The following is a 21,445-nucleotide window of genomic DNA, read 5'->3' as shown; positions in this document are numbered from 1 at the left end:
AACAACAATAACGTCCTGTTTAAGCATGTTTTTAGATGGCTGTGACTTGATTGACCCAAGGAGCAGAACTGCGTGGATACATGGATTGATAGAACCGTTGGAGACATTCGCATGAACAAAATTGTTAAAGGCATGATCGCGATGGGGTTCGCCCTTGGTATGGCAAATTCTGCTTTCGCGGCCGAGGCGCTGAAGCTGGGCTACCTGGTCAAGCAGCCCGAGGAGCCCTGGTTCCAGACCGAGTGGAACTTCGCCGACAAGGCGGGCAAGGATCTGGGCTTCGAGGTGATCAAGATAGCCGTCCCCGACGGGGAGAAGACCCTCAATGCCATCGACAGTCTGGCGGCGAATGGTGCCAAGGGTTTCGTCATCTGCACCCCGGATCCCAAACTCGGTGCCGCCATCATGGCCAAGGCCAACAGCATGGATCTCAAGGTCATCACGGTGGATGACCAGTTCGTCAACGCCAAGGGCCAGCCCATGGAGCAGGTGCCCCTGGTGATGATGGCCGCCACCAAGATTGGCGAGCGTCAGGGCCAGGAGCTCTACAAGGAGATGGAAAAACGTCAGTGGGATGTGAAGAGTACCGGGGTGCTCGCCATCACCGCCGACGAGCTCGACACAGCCCGTCGCCGGGTCGAGGGCTCCCTGGGGGCGCTCAAGGCCGCCGGCTTCCCCGAGGGCCAGATCTACCGCGCACCCACCAAGAGCAACGACATTCCGGGGGCGCTGGATGCCGCCAACTCCATGCTGGTGCAGCACCCAGAGGTGAAGAACTGGCTCATCGTCGGCATGAATGACAACACTGTGCTCGGCGGCGTGCGCGCCACCGAAGGGCAGGGCTTCAAGGCCGACAACGTCATCGGCATCGGCATCAACGGGGTGGATGCGGTGAACGAGCTCTCCAAGTCCAGCGCCACCGGCTTCCTCGGCTCATTGCTGCCAAGCCCGGACGTGCACGGCTACAAGAGCATCCAGATGCTGCACGACTGGGTGGTCAACGGCGCCGAGCCTGCCAAGTTCACCGAGGTGACCGACGTGGTGCTCATCACCCGCGACAACTTCAAGGCCGAGCTGCAAAAGAAAGGACTGTGATCCCCCTCCCTTGATACCCATGCCGGCATGGCGGAGTGCGCCGTGCCGGCTGGCTGGAGTCATCTCATGAATCAAGTTCCATATCTGGAGTTTTGCGGCATCAGCAAGGAGTTTCCCGGCGTCAAGGCGCTGCAGAACGTCTCCTTCGCCTGCCAGCAGGGCACGGTACACGCGCTGATGGGAGAGAACGGGGCCGGCAAGTCCACCCTGCTCAAGATCCTGAGCGGTTTTCAGGCGCCCACCCGCGGGGTGGTGAAGCTGGCGGGCCAGGAGAAGGTGTTCCAAGACACGGTCGACGCCCTGGAGAGCGGGATCGCCATCATCTATCAGGAGCTGCATCTGGTGCCCGAGATGAGCGTGGCGGAGAACATCTACCTCGGCCAGCTGCCGACCCGGCGTGGCGTCATCGATCGGGAGAAGCTCTATCAGGATGCGGCCAGGCAGCTGGCGCGCCTCGGCATGGATGTGTCGCCGGAGACGCCGCTCAAGTACCTGTCGCTGGGGCAATGGCAGATGGTGGAGATCGCCAAGGCCCTGACCCGGGACGCCAGCGTCATCGCCTTCGACGAGCCGACCAGCAGCCTGTCGTCGCGCGAAATTGAGCAGCTGTTTCGGGTCATCCGCCAGCTGCGGGACGAGGGCAAGGTCATTCTCTATGTCTCCCACCGCATGGACGAGATCTTCGCCCTGTGCGATGCCATCACGGTGTTCAAGGATGGCCAGTTCGTGCGCACCTTCGCTTCCATGGCCGAGGTGGACCGGGATCTGCTGGTCAAGACCATGGTGGGGCGCGAGCTGACCGACATCTATGGCTACAACCCAAGGCCGCTAGGCGAGGCGGGCCTCAAGGTGGAGCACCTGATGGGGCCCGGCCTCAAGGCGCCGGTGTCGCTCGAGGTAAAGAGAGGGGAAATCCTCGGTATCTTCGGGCTGGTGGGGGCCGGGCGCAGCGAGCTGATGAAGCTTATCTTCGGCGCCGAGACACCTCGAGGGGGCGAGATATCGGTGTTTGGCAAACAGGTGGTCATTCAGAGCCCCATCGACGCCATTCGCAGCGGCATCATGCTCTGCACCGAAGACAGGAAGGCGCTCGGCATCATCCCCATCCATTCGGTGCAGGAGAACATCAACATCAGCGCCCGCCGCCACCACGCGTGGGGAGGCTTCTGGATCAACCAGAAGTGGGAAGACGAGAACGCGAGGCTGCGGATCCGCGACATGCGGGTCAAGACCCCGTCTCCCCAGCAGGCCATCATGAACCTCTCCGGCGGCAACCAGCAGAAGGCCATTCTGGGGCGCTGGCTGTCGGAAGACATGAAGGTGATCCTGCTCGACGAGCCGACCCGGGGCATAGACGTCGGGGCAAAGAACGAGATTTACAACGTGATTTACGATCTGGCCAAGGTGGGTATCGCCGTAGTGGTGGTCTCGAGCGAGCTGCCGGAGGTGCTGGGCATCGCGGATCGGATCCTGGTCATGCGGGAGGGGGAGATCGCCGGCGAGCTTTCCCACGACGAGGCCAACGAGGTCAAGGCGCTCAATCTGGCCATGCCGGCCCGTTGACCCGCTGACCACAACGAGATAGCACCCGGAATTTTCAGGAGAAATACCATGACAACAACGACCTCGGTCGGCCAAGTCGCCAACGACACCGTGGCGAGCGGTACCCGCCTGCAACTGACCCGCATCTGGGATCAGTACGGCATGCTGGTGATCTTCGCCATCCTGTTCCTGCTGGCCTGCGTGCTGGTCCCCAACTTCGCCAGCCTGATCAACATGCGGGGGCTCGGGCTCGCCGTTTCCATGTCGGGCATGGTGGCCTGCGGCATGCTGTTCTGCCTCGCCTCCGGCGAGTTCGACATGTCGGTGGGCTCGGTGGTGGCCTGCTCCGGGGTTGCCTGCGCGGTGGGCATCAACGCCACCGAGAGCATCCCCCTCGGCATCCTGGCCGGCATGTCGGTGGGGGTGCTGTTTGGCCTCATCAACGGCATCGTCGTGGCCAAATTCAAGATCAACGCCCTCATCACCACCCTGGCCACCATGCAGATGGCGCGCGGGGTGGGCTACATCATCTCCGACGGCAAGGCGGTGGGCATAGTGGAGGAGGGCTTCTTCGAGCTCGGCAACTCCGCCCTGCTCGGCATCCCGACGCCCATCTGGCTGACGGCGCTCTGCTTCGTGCTGTTCGGTCTGCTGCTCAACAAGACCAGCTTCGGTCGCAACACCCTGGCCATGGGAGGCAACGAGGAGGCAGCGCGTCTGGCCGGGGTCAACGTGGTGCGCACCAAGATCATCATCTTCACCATGACAGGGCTCATTGCCTCCCTCGCCGGCATCATACTCGCGTCCCGCATGACCTCGGGTCAGCCCATGACCTCCATCGGCTTCGAGCTGGTGGTGATCTCCGCCTGCGTGCTGGGTGGGGTCTCCATGAAGGGGGGGATCGGCAAGATCTCCTACATCATCGCCGGGGTGTTGATTTTGGGGTTGATGGAGAATGCCATGAACCTGCTCAACATCTCCCCGTTTGCCCAGTACGTGGTGCGCGGCCTCATCCTGCTCGCCGCCGTGCTGTTCGACCGCTACAAGCAGGTGCGCAAGGCGCGCGTCTGAGCGGTTGCCCCCTCCGGCACCAGGCTGGCCTGGTGCCCCCTTCAGGCAAGCTGTGAGCCAGTTCAATAAATTCACATCAGGCCGCTTGCGAAAATATGTTGTTCCAACGCCGGATCTCTACAATGGCCCAAGCCGATTTTTTTACCCAAGCGCTGTTTTCCGCCATGTCCTCGATGCAAAAAGAGAAGCCGAAACAACTCAATCCCCTGTTGCCGGGCTACGCCTTCGACGTCTTCCTGGTCTCGGGCATGACCCCCATCGAGCAGGGGAGCGCGCTGGACTTCATTATCGACCGGCCCCTGGGGATGAAAGGCTTCATCGTCAACCTGACCATCAGGGGCAAGGGACGGATCTTTCAGGGGGATCAGGCCTTCACCGTGGAGCCAGGGGACCTGCTGCTGTTTCCGCCCGCGGCCGTGCACCATTACGGCCGGGCGCCGGATGCCAGGGAGTGGTATCACCGCTGGGTCTACTTCAGGCCGCGGGCCTATTGGGCTGACTGGCTCAAGTGGCCCCAGGTGACGGAGCAGGTGGGGCGATTGCAACTGGCGGACAGCCAGCTGCTCGCCGAATTCGACGCCCTCTTCCTCGACATCGAGGAGACCCACAAGCAGCTGCGGCCCATGTCGGAGCAACTGGCCATGAACCTCTTGGAGCGGTTGCTCATCCGCTGCTACGAGGCATCGTCCCAGAATGCCTATCCCGCCATCGATCACCGGGTCCACGAGGCGTGCCAGATCCTGAGCGAGTCCCTCTCGGCCGAGATCTCGGTGGAAGCGCTGGCGGAGCAGGTGTTCTTGTCCCCCTCGCGCCTCGCGCACCTGTTTCGCGAGCAGGTGGGGGTGAGCATAGTGCGCTGGCGCGAGGATCAGCGCATCATGCGGGCCAAGCTGCTGCTGCAGACCACGCCGCTGTCGGTCTCCACCATAGGCCAGCAGGTGGGCTATGACGATCAGCTCTACTTCTCGCGGGTATTTCGAAAGCGGGTGGGGGTCAGCCCCAGCGAGTACCGCAAGTGCGCCACCCCGCTGTGACCCCTGTCCCTGCCAGCGAGTCGCCCCCCGCAGGGTGAGCGCCTGTCAGTGGCCTGTCACCGGCAGGCGATGCTGGGTGGGGCCCGGCCTTGCTGTCAGCTGGTTTGGTGCTCGATGCGTCCGAGCAGGCTGGCCATCGGCGGGGTCAGCCAGGACATGGCCCGCTCGCAGAGTGGCGTCAGCAGCAGCCAGGGCAGCAAGATGAGACACAGGGAGAGGGATCCCATATAGATGTCGGTGAACCAGTAGGCCCCCACCATGATGCGGGGCAGGGTAAAGATCACCACAATGAGACAGGCGAGCGCCCCCATCCAGCGCGGTGCGAAGCGCAGCATGAAGGCGGCGAAGATCATCAGCATCAGGCCGTGATCGCCGGGGAAGCTGTCACCGGCTGCGTCCTTGGTCGGGAAATCGATCAGGGTGGTCAGACGCAGGGCCCCAGGCATGGAGAGGGTCGGGCTCGCCCGCTCGATGGGGATCAGGTGGCCGATGCGGTTGAGCAGCAGGGCGGTGACCACCATCAGCAGGGCGATGGCCACCCAGCGGGCGCGCCCCTGAGCGTCGCTGCGCACAAACAGCGTCAGCAGCATGGCCAGCATGCAGGAGAGGGAGACGAGATCGAACAGGCGATGGTTGATGATGGCCAGGATCAGTCGCCAGGGACCGGGCTCGGCGATCAGGGCATTGAAACCAGAGAAGATCCCCATGTCCCAGTGGGCCCAGGCGCCGTGCCCTGGCAGCAGAGACCAGCTCAGGGCGATCAGGGCCCCCAGGAGCGGGGCCACGTAGAGTCCAGCCTGTCTGTTCATGTTCGCGTCTTCTCTCCCAAGATTCATAAGGAGACGGATCTTAGTGCCCATTCCGGGAAAAACAACCCGTCAACTGTTTCCAGATGTTACATGCCGCCTTGGCGCAGAAGCCGGTTCCGATCTAGTATGCCTCGCCCCTTATTCGACAAGGATCCCCATGCGCAGCTATCTGAGAATGGTGCTGTTCGCCCTTGGCCTGCTGGCCGGCGTACAGCTCCCGGGTCTGCTCGACCTCTACTTCCAGCGGATCGATGCCCGGCTGCAACAGGCCGAGCTCAGCCTCTCCCCGTTTCGGGCCAACGCCGAGCGCCACTTCGCCGGGGATCTTGGCGCCCTGCTGGGCCACTATCAGCAGAGCCAGGATCCCGTGGTACGCGGCGATGCAGAGGGCATTCGCCAGCTGATCGAGCAGCAACGCATGCTCCGTCAGGAGCAAGCCCTGGCCGTCGCCCCCTGGTATCGTCAGGCGCTGCATCTGCTGGGCGGCGCCAATCGCGATCTGGTCGGGGACACCCTGGCCCACTACGGCTATGTGGTCCCCCTCAAACAGGAGGCCATCGTCTGCGGCCTGTTGGCCGGGGTGCTGGGGGCCCTGCTCGGGGATCTGCTCTGGGCCCTGCTGGCCTGGCCGTTTCGAGCCGCGCCGCGCCGACGGGGCGAGCTGCGCTGAGCAGGCAGGCCGTGGCTCTCCTTGCCCCCTTGAGGGGGCTATCTCTCGATGGAACCTCGGCTCCTGGCTCGGATCCCGTGCCGCTGGGTCGAGCGGGCAGGAACAGGGGCTGGCCAACATCGGCGCAGACAATGGGGGCGCCTTTCCTTTATGCTCTGGCCTTTGCCCTGACCCCGTGATGTCCCGATGAACCGCGCCCCCCTGTTGCTGATGATACTGGTTACCCTGCTGGCCGCCGCCGGCTGGCTCTTCTCGAAAGAGGCCATTGGCGAACTGCCGCCCGCCGCCTTTATCGGCAGCCGCTTCCTGCTGGCCGCCCTGCTGCTCTTGCCGCTGGCCTGGCTGCGCGAGCCGCCCCCCAGCGGCGCACAATTGTTGCGCGCCGTCGGCTGCGGCACCCTGCTCGGGACCAGCCTGCTGTGCTGGGTGACCGCCATCAGCCAGAGCGATGCCCTGGGCAGCGGCGCCTTCATCATGAGCGTGGCTACCCTGATGGCGCCGCTCGCCGCCTGGGCCGCCTTCAAGGCCAGACCCGGCCGCCACTACTGGCTGACCCTGCCCGTCGCCGTGGCCGGCCTGCTGCTGCTCTCCAGCAGCACCCACTGGGGTGAGTCTCACCCCGGACAGACAGGCGTGTCCCTCTCCCTGTTCTGGTTTCTGGCGGCGGCCGCCACCCTGGGGGTCCAGCTTGCGGTGCACCGCCACTTCGCCCAGTCCATTCCCCCCACCTGGCTCACCTGCATCCAGCTGGCGGTGACCGGCCTGCTCGGCACCCTGCTCTCCCTGCTGACCGAGCAGTGGCCCGCCGACATCAGCTCTGGCATCTGGGGCTGGTTTGCCGCCAGCGTGCTCATCGCCACCACCCTGCGTTACTGGCTGCTCACCCACGCCCTGAGCAAGATGACCACGGCCCACGCCGCCCTGCTGATGCTGCTGGAACCGGTCTGGACGCTTATCTTGAGCACCCTCTTCTACGGCGAGCCCCTGGGCCCCGCCAAGCTGGCTGGCGCCGGCCTGGTGCTGGGGGCCCTGGTGCTCTACCAGCTGCCTTTGTTGCTGCGAAGCCGCAAGCTGAGAGCGCCTGTCTGAGCGCCGGCGCCGTGCCGCTACGATATAAAGAGTGAAGAGACGAAAAAGGGCCTGCGATTGCAGGCCCTTTTTTTATCTTGCTGGCGGAATGTGCCAACCAGCTCAGGGGTTTAGAGGCAGATACAAAAAACACCGGCGCCCTGGGGCGCCGGTGTCTGCTGCGGGTGTCGCTGGCCGCATCGCGGCCGATGGACTCAGCGCAGTATCATCTGCTCGCGGCCCGGGCCGACGGAGACCATGGGCACGGGAACGCCCATCAGCTCCTCGATGCGCAGCACGTAGCGCTGGGCGGCCAGGGGCAGCTCTTCGAACTTGCGGCAGCCGGAGATGTCTTCGCTCCAGGCTTCCATGGATTCGTAGACGGCCTTGAGACCGGCGGTCTGCGGCCAGATCGGGTTTTCGGTGTGGGCACCCTCGTAGGCGACGCAGATCTTGAGATCCGGCATGCCGGAGAGGCAGTCCAGCTTGGTCAGGGCCACTTCGTTGGCGGCCTGGATTTCCAGACCCTGCTTGGTGGCGACGGCATCGAAGTAGCCGATGTCACGGGGACGGCCTGTGGTGGCGCCGAACTCGTTGGCGAACTTGCGGAACTCTTCCTGGTTCTCCATGGCGGTGATCAGGGTACCGGTACCGACCGAGGTGCTGAACGCCTTGGCCACGGCGATCACGCGCTCGGGACGCAGGGCCGGCAGGCCGCCACCGATCCCGGCGTAGGCGCCAGAGACGTGGGAGGAGGTCACCCAGGGGTACTCGCCGTAGATGAGGTCACGGCCGGCGCCCAGCTGGGCTTCGAACAGCAGGGTCTCGCCCTTGGCCTGGATGGCCTTGAGGGGTTCGCTGACGTTGCAGATGGCATCGCGCCACGGCTCGGACACTTCCAGCAGCCAGTCGGCCATCTCCTGGGCGGTCTGGCTGAACTCGAAGCTGGGGTAGAGGGCCTTGAGCTGGGGCAGTTTCCAGTCGAGGAAGAACTGGATGCGCTCCACCAGCACGTCCGGCTGTTTCAGCCAGCCGACCAGGATCGCCTTTTTCATGACCCGATCACCGTAAGCCGGGGCAATGCCCTGACGGGTGGAGCCGTAGGCGCCATCGCCCAGACGCACCTCTTCCAGGGTGTCCTCCAGGGCGTGGATCGGCAGGCAGAAGGTGGCCCTGTCGGAGATGGCGAGCTTGGGATTCACGCCGGCGGCCTTCACTTCGGCCAGCTCGCGGGTCAGCGGCTCCGGGCTGATGACCATGCCGGGGCCGAGCACGACCAGGCAGTCGGGGTTGAAGACGCCGCTCGGCAGCTGGTGCAGCTTGAAGGTGCCCAGGTCGTTGACGACGGTGTGGCCGGCGTTGTTGCCGCCCTGAAAACGGATGCTGGCGGCGGACTGGCCTGCCAGATAATCGACGATGCGGCCCTTGCCTTCATCACCCCAGTTAGCACCTACGACTACGATAGACGACATGTGACTTTCTCCTAAGACGTTAGGCATCCATCCTAGGAGGCCGATGCGGATTAGAAAAATTAATTATCTTTATTGTTCTGATAACAAAACCATATAATTGCGGCGATATTATCGACGGCCGCGCCCCGTGGCCCGCTTCGGAGTGCTCCATGCTGGATATTCACTGGCTCAATACCTTCGTCACCCTGGCCCGCCTGCAGCACTTCGGCCAGACCGCCACCGAATTGCACATGACCCAGCCCAACGTCAGCCTGCACCTCAAGAACCTGGAGCAGGCGACCCGGGTCAAGCTGGTGGAGCGCAGTCCGTTCCGGCTGACCCAGGCCGGGGAGCGCTTGCTGCAAAGCGCCGAGCGCGCCCTCAACGAGCTGCAACTGTGCCAGGCCGATCTCAATGCCCTCGGCCAGTTCAGTCAGGGCAAGCTTGCCATCGCCGCCAGTGACATCATCTCGCGCCTGCTGCTGATCCAGCCGTTTCAGCGCTTCAAGCAGGCCTTCCCCGGCATCGATCTCACCCTGTTCAACACCACCTCGGATCAGGCGGCCGAGCTGGTGAAGGGGGGCAAGGCGGATCTCGGCTTCGTGATGGCGCAAAAGCGCAGCGAGCCGCTGTTCTATACCGAATTGCAACAGGTGACCTGGTGCGCCCTGGGGCAGGGGCTTACCCGCTGGCAGGCGCGGGCCAGGGCAGGGGAGAGCGATCCCCTCGACGAGCCCACCCTGATCCTGCTGGGTCATGACACCCGCACCCGGGCGCTGATCGACCCCTCCTTGCCCCTGCTCGCCCTGCCGAGCTGCCGCATCATGGAGGTGGGCAGCGTGGACGCCCAGCTCGACTGGGCCGAGGCGGGGTTCGGGGTCGCCATAGTGCCGGACTTCTCGCTCCACCCCAGGCTCAAGCTGACGGCGCCGGTCACCGAGCTCCATGATTTTCCCGGCACCAGTCTGGGGTACGTGGTGCGCCAGAACCAGGTGCTGTCCCGGGCCATCAAGCAGCTGCTGCACTGGGTGGAGGAGGAGATCCAGCGCCCCCATCCCTACCTTGACCCGGCGCCGGAGACGCGCAAGGAGAGCGGGGAGGGCGAGTAGCGGCGTCAAGGGGCCGAGTACGAAAAACATCAGGGCCACCGCGAGGTGGCCCTGATGCTGTCTGTCTGGATGAAAAAAGTCAGGGTGTGGCCGCGGGCTCGGTGGCGGCTGCGTCAGAGGGGGTCTGGGCAGGCGCCGCCTCCTCCTCGAGGGTGGCCGCCGAGCCGGTGGCGGCTGCGTCAGAAGGGGCCTGGGCAGACGCCGTCTCGCCCTCGAGGGTTGCCGCCGAGCCGGTGGCGGCTGCGTCAGAGGGGGTCTGGGCAGGCGCCGCCTCGGCCTCTGGGGTTGCCGCCGAGCCGGTGGCGGCTGCGCCAGAGGGGGTCTGGGCAGGCGCCGTCTCGTCCTCGAGGGTGGCCGCCGAGCCGGTGGCGGCTGCGTCAGAAGGGGCCTGGGCAGACGCCGTCTCTCCCTCTGGCGCGGCGCTCGCCTCGGTGGCCTCAGCCCCAGAGACAGTCTGGGTGGGCTGCGCCTCCGAGGGGGCGCTGCCGGGTTGCAGGGACTCTGGCATCAGGGTGGGCGGGAGCGGCTCGGGCGCCCTGGGGTCATCTTGCATGGCGGCATGGGATGGCGCCGGGCTTGGCGCCGTCATGGTCTCCTGGGTGAGGGTGATGAGGGACGGATGCAGGCGGGTAAATTGCTTGAGGTGTTCATCCATCACCCGGCGCAGGCGATGGACCGTCTCGACCGGCAGGGTATCCAGGGTCACCAGGTCCGCGCGCACCCCCAGGGTGGGGATCGCCATGGTCTGGCCCGGGTAGAGGTTGGCCGGAATGCGTCCTCGCTCGTAATAGGTCGACCCCTCGATGAGCCCGGTTATCCTGGCATCATCGATGGGGAGCAGACGGGCCTTGCAGCGCCCGGTCAGATCCGAAATCACCTGATTGGGTTGACCCGCGACCACGAAGGCGGCGTCCAGGCTGCCATCACACAGGCCTTGCAGCCGATCGGCCCCCAGCCCGGCGGTGGGGGCAAAATCCTTGGCCTGCCAGCCCATGGCCTCGACAAGCGCCATGATGGTGACCCTGTCCCCGCCGTTGACGCTGCCAAGATCGACCCGTTTTCCCGGCAGATCCCCCAGGCTGCCGATCCGGCTCTGTTCACCGACCAGCAGGGCCACCGATTCGTGATGGAGCCGATAGAGGGAGCGCAGCGCCCTGTTGGGACCCTGGTCCGCGAAGGGGCCGGTGCCATGGACGGCGTGGTGGAGCACATCGGATTGCACCAGGGCGAGCTGGCTCTTGCCCTCTTGCAGATCCTGCAAGTTGGCAAGGGATCCCTTGGTGCTCCGCACGCTGCAGCGCAGGCCCTCTGGCCCGCTCTGTTCGTTGAGCAGGCGGCAGAGGGCGCCACCGACCGGGTAGTAGACGCCGGTGAGCGTCCCCGTGCTGATGGTGAGGTAATCGCTGGCGTGGGCGCTCGTCCCCCAGCAGAGCAGGGCAAACAGGGGGGCGAGCAGGGCAGGTATTCGTGGGCGCATAGGAAACCAGTCAGTCAGCAGGGATGGGAGACCCATATGGCTTATTTGAGCCGGGCCATGATGGCCCGCTCCATGCGAGCCAGGGCCTCGGTCAGGCGCGCCCGGGTGCAACCGAAGTTGAGGCGCACGAACTGCGCATCTCCGAACTGGGCGCCCGGGGAGAGGCCGACGCCGGCCTGTTCGAAGAAGGCGATGGGGTCTTCCAGTGTCAGGCCCGCGACATCGATCCAGGCGAGATAGGTGGCCTGGTTGCGCGCCAGCGTGACCCCGGGCCAGCGGGCGACGGCCGCCTCGATCAGGGCCAGGTTGCCGCGCAGGTAGTCGAGCTGCGCCGCCAGCCAGGCATCGCCCCCCTCGTAGGCCGCCTCGGCCGCCACATAGCCCAGCAGGTTGACGTCGGCGCTGATGCCGCGCATCGCCTGTTGCAGCTTGAGGCGCAGCCTGGGATTGGCCACCACGGCGAAGGAGCAGCACAGACCGGCGATGTTGAAGGTCTTGCTCGGTGCCATCATGACGACAGAGCGCTCGGCGGCTGCCGGGCTCAGGGCACCGTAGGGGATGTGGCGGGCGCCTTGGTCCAGCAGCAGATCGCAGTGGATCTCGTCGGAGCAGATCACCAGGTTGTGGCGCTCGGCGATGGCGTCGATGGCTTCCAGCTCCTCCCGGGTGAAGATGGTGCCGCCCGGGTTGTGGGGGTTGCACAGCAGCAGCAGATCCGCCGAGGGGGCCTGACGCTCCAGCTCCGCTATGTCCAGGACCCAGCGCGCATCCTGCTCCACCATGGGCACGGTGAGCAGGGGCCTGTCATTGAAGCCCGGCGCCTGCAGGAAGGGGTAGTAGACCGGCTTGGGGGTAATGATGCCGCGGCCATGCTGGCTCCAGGCCTTGCAGGCGAGGTTCAGACCGGGCACCACGCCGGGCAGGAACACCAGCCACTGGGCCTCTATCTGCCAGCCATAGCGCTCCTTCATGCGGGCAACGATGAGTTCGATGAGACGGGGGGAGGGGCGTGAGTAACCAAAGACGCCGTGGGCGACCCGCTCGGTCAGGGCCTCGATGACGGCCGGGGGGGAAACGAAGTCGGTGTCGGCCACCCACATGGGCAGGACGTCCTGCTCCTTGTACTTGTCCCACTTCAGGCTCATGGTGCCGCTGCGATCAATTTCCCTGTCAAAATCAAACATATTCAATCCTTTTACTGGCCAGACAAGCCGGGTGCCACGGGCTGGTGTCTGCTGCCCGTCCCTCGGGCAAGGGCGGTCGGCCGGCCATCTTGGTGGTTGCTGCCATCATGGGGCAATCTGGGCTTTCAATGTACGGTGTCGGCGGAGCCGTCGCAAGCCTTGAGCTGGTTCGAGATGGTGTCATAAGATGACCATCGTCCCTGCGCCTCCCGGCGCATCCCTTCCTCCAGTCTGGTGATAACCCTATGAAATCCCTCACCGCCGTCATCAAGCGTCCGGATCCCGTCTCACTGTCCTTCCTGGCGGTCACCTTCATGACCGGGGTGGCGGTGGCCTTGCAGGTACCCACCTTGAGCCTGTTTCTGGCCGAGGAGGTGCAGGTGCGCCCCTTCCTGGTCGGCCTCTTCTATACCGTCAACGCCCTGGTGGGGATCCTCATCAGCCAGTGGCTCGGTCACAGATCCGACCACAGTGGCGATCGCAAACGCCTGATCCTGCGCTGCTGCGCGGCGGGCATAGTGCTCTCCCTGCTGTTCGCCTGGAACCGCAACTACTGGCTGCTGGTGAGCCTGGGGGTCTTGCTGGCGAGTCTGGCGGCCACCGCCAGCCCCCAGCTGTTCGCCCTGGCCCGGGAGCATGCCGACAGCCAGCAGAAGCGGGCCGACATGTTCAGCTCCGTGATGCGGGCCCAGTTCTCCCTGGCCTGGGTGGTGGGGCCTCCCATGGCCTTCGCCCTGGCCATCGGCTACGGCTTCGAGGCCATGTACCTGGCGTCCGCCTTCGCCTATCTGGTCTGCGCCCTGGTGGTGTGGCGCTGGCTGCCCTCCCTGCCGCTGCCGGCCAGGGACGAGAACCAGCCCAGGGTCAGCAGCTGGCGTGACCCTGCCGTGCGGGGGCTCTTCATCGCCTCCACCCTGATGTGGACCTGCAACAGCATGTACCTCATCAATATGCCGCTCTATGTCACCCGGGAGCTGGGATTGAATGAGACCCTGGCCGGGGTGCTGATGGGCACGGCGGCGGCGCTCGAGATCCCCTTCATGCTGCTGGCGGGCTACTACACCCGCCGCTTTGGCAAGCGACCCATGATGTTGCTGGCGGTGCTGGCCGGGGTCGGCTTCTACGCCGGGCTGGTGACCCTGACGAGCCAGCAGGCGCTCATCGCGCTGCAACTGCTCAATGCCATCTTCATCGGCATCATCGCCGGCATCGGCATGTCCTATTTTCAGGACCTGATGCCGGGGCGCGCCGGGGTCGCCACCACCCTGTTCGCCAACAGCATTCGCACCGGCTCCATCCTGGCGGGGGCCATCGCCGGTATCGTCGCCGAGCTGTGGAGTTTTCACGGTGTCTTCCTGGTCGCCCTGACCCTGGCCATGCTGGCCCTGGCCGCCTGCTGGCGGGTGCCAAACGTCTGAGGCGCCCCTTGAGCCATAGGCAAAGACCCGCCTGGTGCGGGTCTTTTGTCATGGAAAAAGAAGAGGGGCGTGGGCAGGGGGCTAGCTTCGGCCCTGGTATTCGTCCCGCAGGCAGCGCAGCAGCAGCTCGCTGGCCGGGCCCAGGGCGTCCGGGCTCTGGGTGAGCAGATAGGTATAGAGGTGGCGCTCGCTGCCCCCCTCCAGGGTCAGGGGCACCAGGCTGCCGTCAGCCAGGGCCGTGCTGGCCAGGTGGCGCGGCAGCCAGCCGTAGCCAAGCCCCTGTTGCAGCAGGGCGATCACCTCCTGGTAATGGGTCACCTTCCAGCCGGTGTCCTCGGCATCGTGCCAGTCCACCGAGCGGTGGATGGGGGGATGCAGGCCAATCTGGTTATGGGAGGTCAGCCGCTCCAGGGAGAGGGGGGCCTGGGCCCCCGCCAGGGGGTGGCTCGGGGCGCACAGGGGCAGCAGGCTCACCTCGTCAAGGGGCAGGCCGGTACGATCCCCGGGCAGGTGTTCCGAGATCATCAGATCCCCCGGTTGCAGCGCGTTGAAGTGGCAGTGGATCCGCTCATGGAGATTGATGCGGCAGCCCCGGCTGCGGGGGTGAAAGCGGGCCAGGGCGCGATAGAGCCGCGTCCTGGGTTGCAGCGCCGAGACATAGAGGTTGATCTGGGGTTCCCACTGGCGCTCCAGGTTGTCGGCCAGGTTCTCGAGCTCCTCCACCTGCTGGCTGAGCTGGCGGGCCCGCTTGAGGAAGGCCTCCCCGGCCGGGGTCAGCACCGCCTTGCGGCCACGGACCTCCAGCAGTGCCACCCCCAGACTCTGCTGCAGCTTGGCCACCGCATGGTTGAGGGAGGACTGGCTCTTGTTCAGGGCCTCGGCCGCCTGGGCATAACCGCCGCAGTCGACCACCGCCTGAAAGATACGCCACTGCTCGAAGGTACTCTTGGGACGAAACATGACTCACCTGCTGGCTCGGCACCGGGCTCGCGTGAATGGACTCCAATAACTCTAATGGTCCTGGCCGCCGCGAGCCGTTTTTTTATGATTATCTGGGCTGGGCGACGAAGGTCTGGCCCGTCTTGCCCCGGCTGTCAGACCCCATCAGGTAGAGATAGAGGGGCATGAGATCCGCCGGTGTCTTCAGGGCCATGGGGTCTTCGGCCGGGAAGGCGCTGGCGCGCATCTTGGTGCGGGTGCCGCCCGGATTGATGCTGTTGACCCGCACCCCTGTGTTGTCCAGCTCGTCGGCCAGCACCTCCATCATGCCCTCCACCGCGAACTTGGAGATGGCGTAGCTGCCCCAGTAGGCGCGCCCCTTGCGGCCCACGCTCGACGAGGTGTAGAGGATGGAGGCCTCGCCATGGGCCTTGGCGGTCTGGCGGATGAGGGGCAAGAGCGCCTGGGTCAGCAGGAATTCGGACTTGACGTTGACCTGCATCACCTCGTCCCACTCCTTCTCCTGGATGTGCTCGAACGGCGACAGGGAACCCAGCAGGCCGGCGTTGAACAGGACGCCGTCGAGGCGGCCGAACTGTTCGGCGAAGGTCTCGGCCATGCCGCGATAGTGGCTGGCGGTGGCCCCTTTCAGGTCGACCGGGGCGATGGCGGGCAGGGGGTGGCCAGCGGCCTCGATCTGGTCGTAGACGGCTTCCAGCTTGGCCACGGTGCGGCCCAGCAGTATGACGGTGGCGCCGTGGGCGGCGAAGGTGAGCGCCGCTTCACGGCCTATGCCGTCACCTGCCCCCGTCACCAGAATGACTTTGTTGCTGAGCAAGGTGGCGGGGGCCTGATAATCGAGCATGACGACTCCTGTGAATTTCATGGAATTGGCCAGGGTCCTGCCCCGGCGTGTTGGGGCAAGTGTACTGAGGCCCCCGGCCGTTTGACCAGCGCGGCCGGATAAAAATGTGAAGGAAACGAGGCGCTTGCCGCATATCTGCCCCGGGTGGGCTTTGATGCCAGAGGCTTTGCGCCCCCGAAACAAACTCCCTAGAATGGGAAAAATTTTCACTCTCAACGGAGTCTTCAGTGGCATTTCTGAGCGAATACGGCCTGTTTCTGGCCAAGACCCTCACCCTGGTGCTCGCCTTCGGCGCCCTGATCCTGATGCTGGTCAGCAGCCGTCACCCCAAGTCCCGCAAGGGAGAGCTGGTGATAAGCGATCTCTCCGCCGAGCTGGAGCAGACCCGCACCCGGCTGCAGGAATCCCTGGCCGGCAAGCAGGAGCGCAAGCAGCTGGAGAAGCAGCAGAAGGAGCGCAACAAGCAGCGCAGCAAGCAGGGGGATGAGCGGCGCCGCCTGTTCGTCATGGACTTTCATGGCAGCATGGATGCCAGGGAGGTGGCCTCCCTGCGCGAGGAGGTGAGCGCGGTGATCGGGGTGGCCCAGCCGGGGGACGAGGTGCTGCTGCGGCTCGAGTCCGGTGGCGGTGTGGTCCATGGCTATGGCCTGGCGGCGTCCCAGTTGCAGCGTCTGCGGGATCGCCAGATCACCCTGACGGTGGCCATCGACAAGGTGGCGGCGAGTGGCGGCTACATGATGGCCTGCGTGGCGGATCGCATCCTGGCTGCCCCCTTCGCCATCGTCGGCTCCATCGGGGTGATCGCCCAGCTGCCGAACTTCCACAAGCTGCTCAAGAAGCACGATATCGAGTTCGAGATGCACACGGCGGGCCAGTACAAGCGCACCATCACCATGTTCGGCGAGAATGACGAGTCGGGCCGGGAGAAGTTTCGCGAGGAGCTGGGGGCCATCCACGAGCAGTTCAAGGACTTCGTGGCCGCCCATCGCCCGGCCCTGGACATCGACAAGGTCACCACGGGGGAGCACTGGCTCGCCGGTCAGGCCAAGGAGCTGGGGCTGGTGGACGAGCTCTGCACCAGCGATGACTATCTGCTGCGCCGCGCCGAGGAGCGCCGGGTGGTGGGGTTGTGCTTCCAAAAGCCCAAGTCGCTGACCCAGAAGCTGGGTCAGCAGGGGGCCCAGGGGCTGCTACAGGGGCTGGAGCGGCTCTGGCAGCAGAGCCCCTGGCGCTGAGGCGCCCCATGCACAAGGCCGGACATGAGTCCGGCCTTGTCGTTTCTGGCTGGGCTTGGCTCAGCGCTGGAAGGGGTAGACGGATCCCAGCTTGAGGATCTGGGTCAGCTCGTCCAGGGCGGTGCGGGACTCCTGCACCAGGGCGGGATCGCGCAGGTCGTCCAGGGCCAGGCTGTCGCGATAGTGTTTGTCGACCCAGGCGTCGAGGCGGGCGAACTGGCCGTCATTGATGAGGCAGGCCGGGTTGACGGCCGCCAGCTCACTGTCGTTCATGGCGACCCGCAGCCGCAGACAGGCGGGGCCGCCGCCATTGCGCATGCTCTGCTTCACGTCCATGTAATGCACGCCCTTGATGGGGGTGCCCAGGGTCACCAGCCTAGCCAGGTAGGCCGATACCGCAGGGTTGTCACGGCATTCGGTGGGGGCGATGATGGCCATCTCGCCGGAGGGCAGGGTCAGGATCTGGGTGTTGAACAGATAGGATTTCACCGCATCTTGCACCGACACCTCATGGGTCGGCACCTCGATGAAATGCAGCTCCCCTTCGCCAAACTTGGTGCGCACCTCGGCCAGCGCCGCTTCGGTATTGAGGAAGGCCTGCTGGTGGAAGAAGAGCACGTTCTGGTTGCCCACCGCGATCACGTCGTTGTGGAACACCCCCTGATCGATCACGTCCGGATTCTGCTGGATGAAGACGGCGCTCTCTTCCCCCAGGCCATGGAGACGGGCGATGGCCTGGCTCGCTTCCAGGGTCTGACGGGCCGGGTAGCGTTTGGGGGCGGGCTGGGAGACGTCGAAGGCACTGCGGCCATAGACGAACAGCTCGACCCCGGCCTCGCCATAGGCGCGGCACAGCCGGGTGTGGTTGGCGGCGCCTTCGTCACCGAAGTGATCGTTGTCCGGCAGATGGCTGTGGTGGCAGAAGTGGCGATCCCCCGGGAAGACGGCGCGCAGGATGCGGCCGGTCACCTCGGGTTCGAGGGAGCGGTGAAACTTGTTGGTCAGGTTGGCCGGGGTGAAGTGGATGCGACCATCCTGGGTATCGGCACTGGGGGAGACGGTGGCGGCGTTGGCGGTCCACATGCTGGAGGCGGAATAGCAGGCGGCCAGCACGGCGGGGGCCTGTCTCGCGGCCTGCTCCAGCACCCTGGCGTCCGATCCGGTGAAGCCCAGGCGGCGCAGGGTGGCGAGATCGGGCCGCTCCTGGGGCGCCAGCACCCCCTGGGTCATGCCGAGATCCGTCAGCGCCTTCATCTTGCGCAGCCCCTGCTTGGCCGCTTCCTTCGGATTGGAGGCCGCCGATGCGTTGCTCTGGGACGCCACGTTGCCATAGGAGAGGCCGGCATAGTTGTGAGTGGGGCCGACCAGGCCGTCGAAGTTAACCTCGAAGTGCTTCATCAGAGTACATCCTTTCGATTTTTATATGGGTTGCGGTTCCTTCCGCGCACAAAGCTGCGGCATGTGGCCATTATAAAGAGATTTTGTCTTTTGTAACAAGCTGATAACGAAAGTGCTTTGTTATGTTGCGAGGGCGGTTTGTTATGTCGTTTCGGATATAAAAAACGGGGCTGAGCGGCATAAAAATGAAAAAGCGGTTGCGTCCATCCCCTGTGCTTCGCATTAATAAATAAAGAAGCGATGCGGTTGGAAACCACAAGCAAACTTGTCGCCAAGATTGCTTTTTGGCGTCAAATCTCTTATACAGCCCCACAAAACCGCACACCAACCCCGACGGGTGCAACGAGGATACAAGTTACAGCATGGGCAAATCACTGGTCATCGTAGAGTCTCCGGCCAAGGCCAAGACCATCAATAAATACCTGGGTAAAGACTACGTGGTGAAATCCAGCGTCGGTCATATCCGCGACCTGCCGACCAGCGGCAGTGCCAGCAGCGAACCCAAGAAACCCGTCATTCGCGGCATCAAGCTCAGCGAATCCGAGAAGGCAGCCAAGGATCGCAATGCCCTGTTTGCCCGCATGGGCATCAACCCCACCAATGGCTGGCAGGCCAACTACCAGATTTTGCCCGGCAAGGAAAAAGTGGTCAGCGAGCTGCAAAGCCTGGCCGAGAAGGCCGACACCATCTATCTCGCAACCGACTTGGATAGAGAAGGAGAGGCGATCGCCTGGCACCTGCGGGAGATCATCGGCGGTGACGACAGCCGCTACAAGCGGGTGGTGTTCAACGAGATCACCAAGAGCGCCATCCAGGAGGCCTTCTCCCAGCCCTCCGAGCTGAACATGCACAGGGTCAATGCCCAGCAGGCCCGTCGTTTCCTCGACCGGGTGGTGGGCTACATGGTCTCTCCGCTGCTCTGGAAGAAGCTGGCCCGCGGTCTCTCCGCCGGCCGGGTGCAATCCGTGGCCGTGCGCCTCATCGTCGACAAGGAGCGCGAGATCAAGGCGTTCGTGCCGGTGGAGTTCTGGGATCTGCACGCGGATCTGATGACGGCAGGGGACGAGTCCCTGCGCATGGAAGTGCTCAGCCGCAATGGCGCCGAGTTCAAGCCGGTCACCAAGGCAGAAACCGACGCGGCCCTGGCGGCCCTCGACGGGGTCGACTATCGGGTCGTCAGCCGGGAAGACAAGCCGACCGGCTCCAAGCCGTCCGCCCCCTTCATCACCTCCACCCTGCAGCAGGCGGCCTCCACCCGGCTGGGCTTCGGGGTGAAGAAGACCATGATGATGGCCCAGCGTCTGTACGAGGCGGGCTACATCACCTATATGCGTACCGACTCCACCAACCTCAGCAAGGAGGCGGTCGAGGCGGTGCGTGATTACATCGCCACCCAGTATGGCGCCCCCTATCTGCCGCGCGAGCCGAACCTCTATGGCTCCAAGGCCGGGGCCCAGGAGGCGCACGAGGCGATCCGCCCCTCCAACGTCACCCTGACCACCGCCGATCTGGAAGGGATGGAGCAGGATGCCCTGCGGCTCTATGACCTCATCTGGCGCCAGTTTGTCGCCTGCCAGATGACCCCGGCCCAGTACGATGCCACCACCCTCACCGTCAAGGCGGGGGAGTTCGAGCTCAAGGCCCGCGGCCGCATTCTGCGCTTCGCCGGTTGGACCAAGGCGCTGCCCCCCATGGGGCGCAAGGGGGACGACAGCCAGCTGCCGGCGGTGAGCGTCGGCGAGACCCTCAAGCTGGTCAAGCTGGATCCCCGTCAGCACTTCACCAAGCCCCCCGCCCGCTTCACCGAAGCGGCCCTGGTGCGCGAGCTGGAAAAACGCGGCATCGGCCGTCCGTCCACCTATGCCTCCATCATCTCCACCATCGTCGATCGTGGTTATGTGCGGGTCGAGAGCCGCCGCTTCTTCGCCGAGAAGATGGGGGAGATAGTGACCGACCGCCTGGTGGAAAACTTCGTCGAGCTGATGAACTACGAGTTCACCGCCAAGATGGAGGACAAGCTCGATGAGGTGGCGCAGGGGGAACAGGAGTGGAAGGCGGTGCTCGATGCCTTCTTCGCCGAATTCACCGCCGAGCTGGCCCAGGCCGACAAGCCGGCGGAAGAGGGGGGCATGCGCGCCAACCAGATGGTGCTGACCGATATCGACTGCCCCGATTGCGGCCGCAAGATGGGGATCCGCACCGCCACCACTGGGGTCTTCCTCGGCTGCTCCGGCTATGCCCTGCCGCCCAAAGAGCGCTGCAAGAAGACCATCAACCTGGTGTCGGCCGATGAATTCGTCTCCGCCATCGACGGGGAAGAGGCCGAAACCGAGGCGCTGCGAGCCAAGCATCGCTGCGGCATCTGCGGCACCGCCATGGACGCCTACATCATCGACGAGACCCGCAAGCTCCACGTCTGTGGCCGCAACCCGGACTGCGAGGGGTACGAGATAGAGCAGGGCCAGTTCAAGCTCAAGGGCTACGAAGGCCCCAGCATAGAGTGCGATCGCTGTGGCAGCGAAATGCAGCTCAAGAACGGCCGCTTCGGCAAGTACATGGGTTGCACCAACGAGAGCTGCAAGAACACCCGAAAGATCCTGAAAAACGGCGACATAGCGCCGCCGAAAGAAGATCCCGTGCCCCTGCCCGAGCTCAAGTGCACCCAGTCCGATGCCCACTTCGTGCTGCGGGATGGCGCCGCCGGTCTCTTCCTGGCCGCCAGCAACTTCCCCAAATCCCGGGAGACCCGTGCGCCTCTGGTGGAGGAGCTCAAGCGTTTCAAGGAGCGGCTCTCGCCCAAGCACCAGTACCTGGCCGACGCCCCGGCGTCAGATCCTGACGGAAACGCCGCCATCGTTCGCTTCAGTCGCAAGACCAAGGAGCAGTACGTGATGACGGAGGTGAACGGCAAGGCCACAGGCTGGACGGCCCATTACGACAATGGCAAGTGGCAGGAGAGCCTGGCCAAGGCCAAGAAGGCGTGAACCCGAGGTAACCAGGGCCCTGCAAATGCAGGGCCTTTTTCATGGCCGGAGGATATACTGCAAACGCTGCAAGGTAGCGGCAGGCAAGACAAGGAG

General features: G+C 64.6%; 17 protein-coding genes. 10 read left to right on the top strand and 7 right to left on the bottom strand.

Annotated elements, in window-relative coordinates; genetic code table 11:
- Positions 1–111: 111 nt before the first annotated feature.
- The 4 genes from ACEUCR_RS05555 (at position 112) to araC (ending at position 4,742) form a co-directional block, all read left to right on the top strand.
- Complete coding sequence (locus ACEUCR_RS05555; RefSeq protein ID WP_041999708.1) at positions 112–1,095, top strand: arabinose ABC transporter substrate-binding protein; 984 nt, start codon at positions 112–114, stop codon at positions 1,093–1,095.
- A 66-nt stretch (positions 1,096–1,161) separates the two neighbouring features.
- Positions 1,162–2,658, top strand: coding sequence for an L-arabinose ABC transporter ATP-binding protein AraG (araG, locus tag ACEUCR_RS05550; RefSeq protein ID WP_408788656.1), 1,497 nt, complete (start codon positions 1,162–1,164; stop codon positions 2,656–2,658).
- A gap of 48 nt (positions 2,659–2,706) precedes the next feature.
- Complete coding sequence (gene araH / locus ACEUCR_RS05545) at positions 2,707–3,708, top strand: L-arabinose ABC transporter permease AraH (protein WP_408788654.1); 1,002 nt, start codon at positions 2,707–2,709, stop codon at positions 3,706–3,708.
- A 122-nt stretch (positions 3,709–3,830) separates the two neighbouring features.
- Positions 3,831–4,742 (top strand): arabinose operon transcriptional regulator AraC, encoded by a 912-nt coding sequence (araC, locus tag ACEUCR_RS05540; RefSeq protein ID WP_408912488.1) that lies wholly within the window; start codon positions 3,831–3,833, stop codon positions 4,740–4,742.
- A gap of 95 nt (positions 4,743–4,837) precedes the next feature.
- Here araC and ACEUCR_RS05535 read toward each other — a convergent pair whose 3' ends face one another.
- The gene (locus ACEUCR_RS05535) at positions 4,838–5,551 is read right to left on the bottom strand and encodes a phosphatase PAP2 family protein (protein ID WP_408788652.1); all 714 of its coding nucleotides are present in this window, start codon (positions 5,549–5,551) and stop codon (positions 4,838–4,840) included.
- A 157-nt stretch (positions 5,552–5,708) separates the two neighbouring features.
- Here ACEUCR_RS05535 and ACEUCR_RS05530 point away from each other — a divergent pair, with 157 nt between their 5' ends.
- Positions 5,709–6,221: a DUF2937 family protein gene (locus ACEUCR_RS05530; protein ID WP_408788649.1), complete on the top strand. Its 513-nt coding sequence runs from the start codon at positions 5,709–5,711 to the stop codon at positions 6,219–6,221.
- 186 nt (positions 6,222–6,407) lie between these two features.
- A complete protein-coding gene (locus ACEUCR_RS05525) occupies positions 6,408–7,310 on the top strand; it encodes a DMT family transporter (protein ID WP_408788645.1) in 903 nt (300 codons plus the stop codon).
- Positions 7,311–7,504: 194 nt separating this feature from the next.
- Here ACEUCR_RS05525 and ACEUCR_RS05520 read toward each other — a convergent pair whose 3' ends face one another.
- On the bottom strand, positions 7,505–8,761 hold the full coding sequence (locus ACEUCR_RS05520) for an adenylosuccinate synthetase (RefSeq protein WP_041999747.1): 1,257 nt from the start codon (positions 8,759–8,761) through the stop codon (positions 7,505–7,507).
- Positions 8,762–8,910: 149 nt separating this feature from the next.
- Here ACEUCR_RS05520 and ACEUCR_RS05515 point away from each other — a divergent pair, with 149 nt between their 5' ends.
- Complete coding sequence (locus ACEUCR_RS05515) at positions 8,911–9,849, top strand: LysR family transcriptional regulator (protein WP_408788642.1); 939 nt, start codon at positions 8,911–8,913, stop codon at positions 9,847–9,849.
- Between the two features lie 79 nt (positions 9,850–9,928).
- Here the strand turns inward: ACEUCR_RS05515 and ACEUCR_RS05510 are convergent, their stop codons facing one another.
- Positions 9,929–11,326 carry a TAXI family TRAP transporter solute-binding subunit gene (locus ACEUCR_RS05510; RefSeq protein ID WP_408788639.1) on the bottom strand — a complete coding sequence of 466 codons (1,398 nt, stop codon included), beginning with the start codon at positions 11,324–11,326 and terminating at the stop codon, positions 9,929–9,931.
- A gap of 41 nt (positions 11,327–11,367) precedes the next feature.
- Positions 11,368–12,510, bottom strand: a complete 1,143-nt coding sequence (locus tag ACEUCR_RS05505) for a MalY/PatB family protein (protein WP_408788636.1) — start codon at positions 12,508–12,510, stop codon at positions 11,368–11,370.
- A gap of 245 nt (positions 12,511–12,755) precedes the next feature.
- Here ACEUCR_RS05505 and ACEUCR_RS05500 point away from each other — a divergent pair, with 245 nt between their 5' ends.
- On the top strand, positions 12,756–13,928 hold the full coding sequence (locus ACEUCR_RS05500; protein ID WP_041999755.1) for an MFS transporter: 1,173 nt from the start codon (positions 12,756–12,758) through the stop codon (positions 13,926–13,928).
- Positions 13,929–14,009: 81 nt separating this feature from the next.
- Here ACEUCR_RS05500 and ACEUCR_RS05495 read toward each other — a convergent pair whose 3' ends face one another.
- A complete protein-coding gene (locus ACEUCR_RS05495) occupies positions 14,010–14,888 on the bottom strand; it encodes a LysR family transcriptional regulator (RefSeq protein ID WP_111874879.1) in 879 nt (292 codons plus the stop codon).
- A gap of 88 nt (positions 14,889–14,976) precedes the next feature.
- The gene (locus ACEUCR_RS05490) at positions 14,977–15,732 is read right to left on the bottom strand and encodes a YciK family oxidoreductase (protein WP_392443250.1); all 756 of its coding nucleotides are present in this window, start codon (positions 15,730–15,732) and stop codon (positions 14,977–14,979) included.
- Positions 15,733–15,959: 227 nt separating this feature from the next.
- On the opposite strand from ACEUCR_RS05490, the gene sohB reads away from it, so the two are divergent.
- Entirely contained in the window at positions 15,960–16,967 is a 1,008-nt protein-coding gene (sohB, locus tag ACEUCR_RS05485) for a protease SohB (protein WP_041999764.1), read from the top strand.
- Positions 16,968–17,027: 60 nt separating this feature from the next.
- Here sohB and astB read toward each other — a convergent pair whose 3' ends face one another.
- On the bottom strand, positions 17,028–18,365 hold the full coding sequence (gene astB, locus ACEUCR_RS05480; protein WP_408746967.1) for an N-succinylarginine dihydrolase: 1,338 nt from the start codon (positions 18,363–18,365) through the stop codon (positions 17,028–17,030).
- Positions 18,366–18,727: 362 nt separating this feature from the next.
- Between astB and topA the strand changes: the two genes are divergently transcribed.
- Positions 18,728–21,349 (top strand): type I DNA topoisomerase, encoded by a 2,622-nt coding sequence (gene topA / locus ACEUCR_RS05475; protein WP_408788633.1) that lies wholly within the window; start codon positions 18,728–18,730, stop codon positions 21,347–21,349.
- Positions 21,350–21,445: the final 96 nt, after the last annotated feature.

Source organism: Aeromonas bivalvium (assembly GCF_046078285.1).
GTDB lineage: Bacteria > Pseudomonadota > Gammaproteobacteria > Enterobacterales > Aeromonadaceae > Aeromonas > Aeromonas bivalvium.
Note: the sequence above shows the minus strand (reverse complement) of the source record. Positions and strands in the feature narration are given on the sequence as shown.

Excerpts from the sequence above, each read along its gene's own strand:
- ACEUCR_RS05505 (WP_408788636.1), bottom strand. The coding sequence starts at position 12,510 with ATGTTTGATTTTGACAGGGAAATTGATCGCAGCGGCACCATGAGCCTG.
- ACEUCR_RS05500 (WP_041999755.1), top strand. The coding sequence starts at position 12,756 with ATGAAATCCCTCACCGCCGTCATCAAGCGTCCGGATCCCGTCTCACTG.
- topA (WP_408788633.1), top strand. The coding sequence starts at position 18,728 with ATGGGCAAATCACTGGTCATCGTAGAGTCTCCGGCCAAGGCCAAGACC.
- ACEUCR_RS05515 (WP_408788642.1), top strand. The coding sequence starts at position 8,911 with ATGCTGGATATTCACTGGCTCAATACCTTCGTCACCCTGGCCCGCCTG.
- araH (WP_408788654.1), top strand. The coding sequence starts at position 2,707 with ATGACAACAACGACCTCGGTCGGCCAAGTCGCCAACGACACCGTGGCG.
- ACEUCR_RS05535 (WP_408788652.1), bottom strand. The coding sequence starts at position 5,551 with ATGAACAGACAGGCTGGACTCTACGTGGCCCCGCTCCTGGGGGCCCTG.
- ACEUCR_RS05555 (WP_041999708.1), top strand. The coding sequence starts at position 112 with ATGAACAAAATTGTTAAAGGCATGATCGCGATGGGGTTCGCCCTTGGT.
- astB (WP_408746967.1), bottom strand. The coding sequence starts at position 18,365 with ATGAAGCACTTCGAGGTTAACTTCGACGGCCTGGTCGGCCCCACTCAC.
- ACEUCR_RS05495 (WP_111874879.1), bottom strand. The coding sequence starts at position 14,888 with ATGTTTCGTCCCAAGAGTACCTTCGAGCAGTGGCGTATCTTTCAGGCG.
- araG (WP_408788656.1), top strand. The coding sequence starts at position 1,162 with ATGAATCAAGTTCCATATCTGGAGTTTTGCGGCATCAGCAAGGAGTTT.
- ACEUCR_RS05530 (WP_408788649.1), top strand. The coding sequence starts at position 5,709 with ATGCGCAGCTATCTGAGAATGGTGCTGTTCGCCCTTGGCCTGCTGGCC.
- ACEUCR_RS05510 (WP_408788639.1), bottom strand. The coding sequence starts at position 11,326 with ATGCGCCCACGAATACCTGCCCTGCTCGCCCCCCTGTTTGCCCTGCTC.
- ACEUCR_RS05490 (WP_392443250.1), bottom strand. The coding sequence starts at position 15,732 with ATGCTCGATTATCAGGCCCCCGCCACCTTGCTCAGCAACAAAGTCATT.
- araC (WP_408912488.1), top strand. The coding sequence starts at position 3,831 with ATGGCCCAAGCCGATTTTTTTACCCAAGCGCTGTTTTCCGCCATGTCC.
- ACEUCR_RS05520 (WP_041999747.1), bottom strand. The coding sequence starts at position 8,761 with ATGTCGTCTATCGTAGTCGTAGGTGCTAACTGGGGTGATGAAGGCAAG.
- ACEUCR_RS05525 (WP_408788645.1), top strand. The coding sequence starts at position 6,408 with ATGAACCGCGCCCCCCTGTTGCTGATGATACTGGTTACCCTGCTGGCC.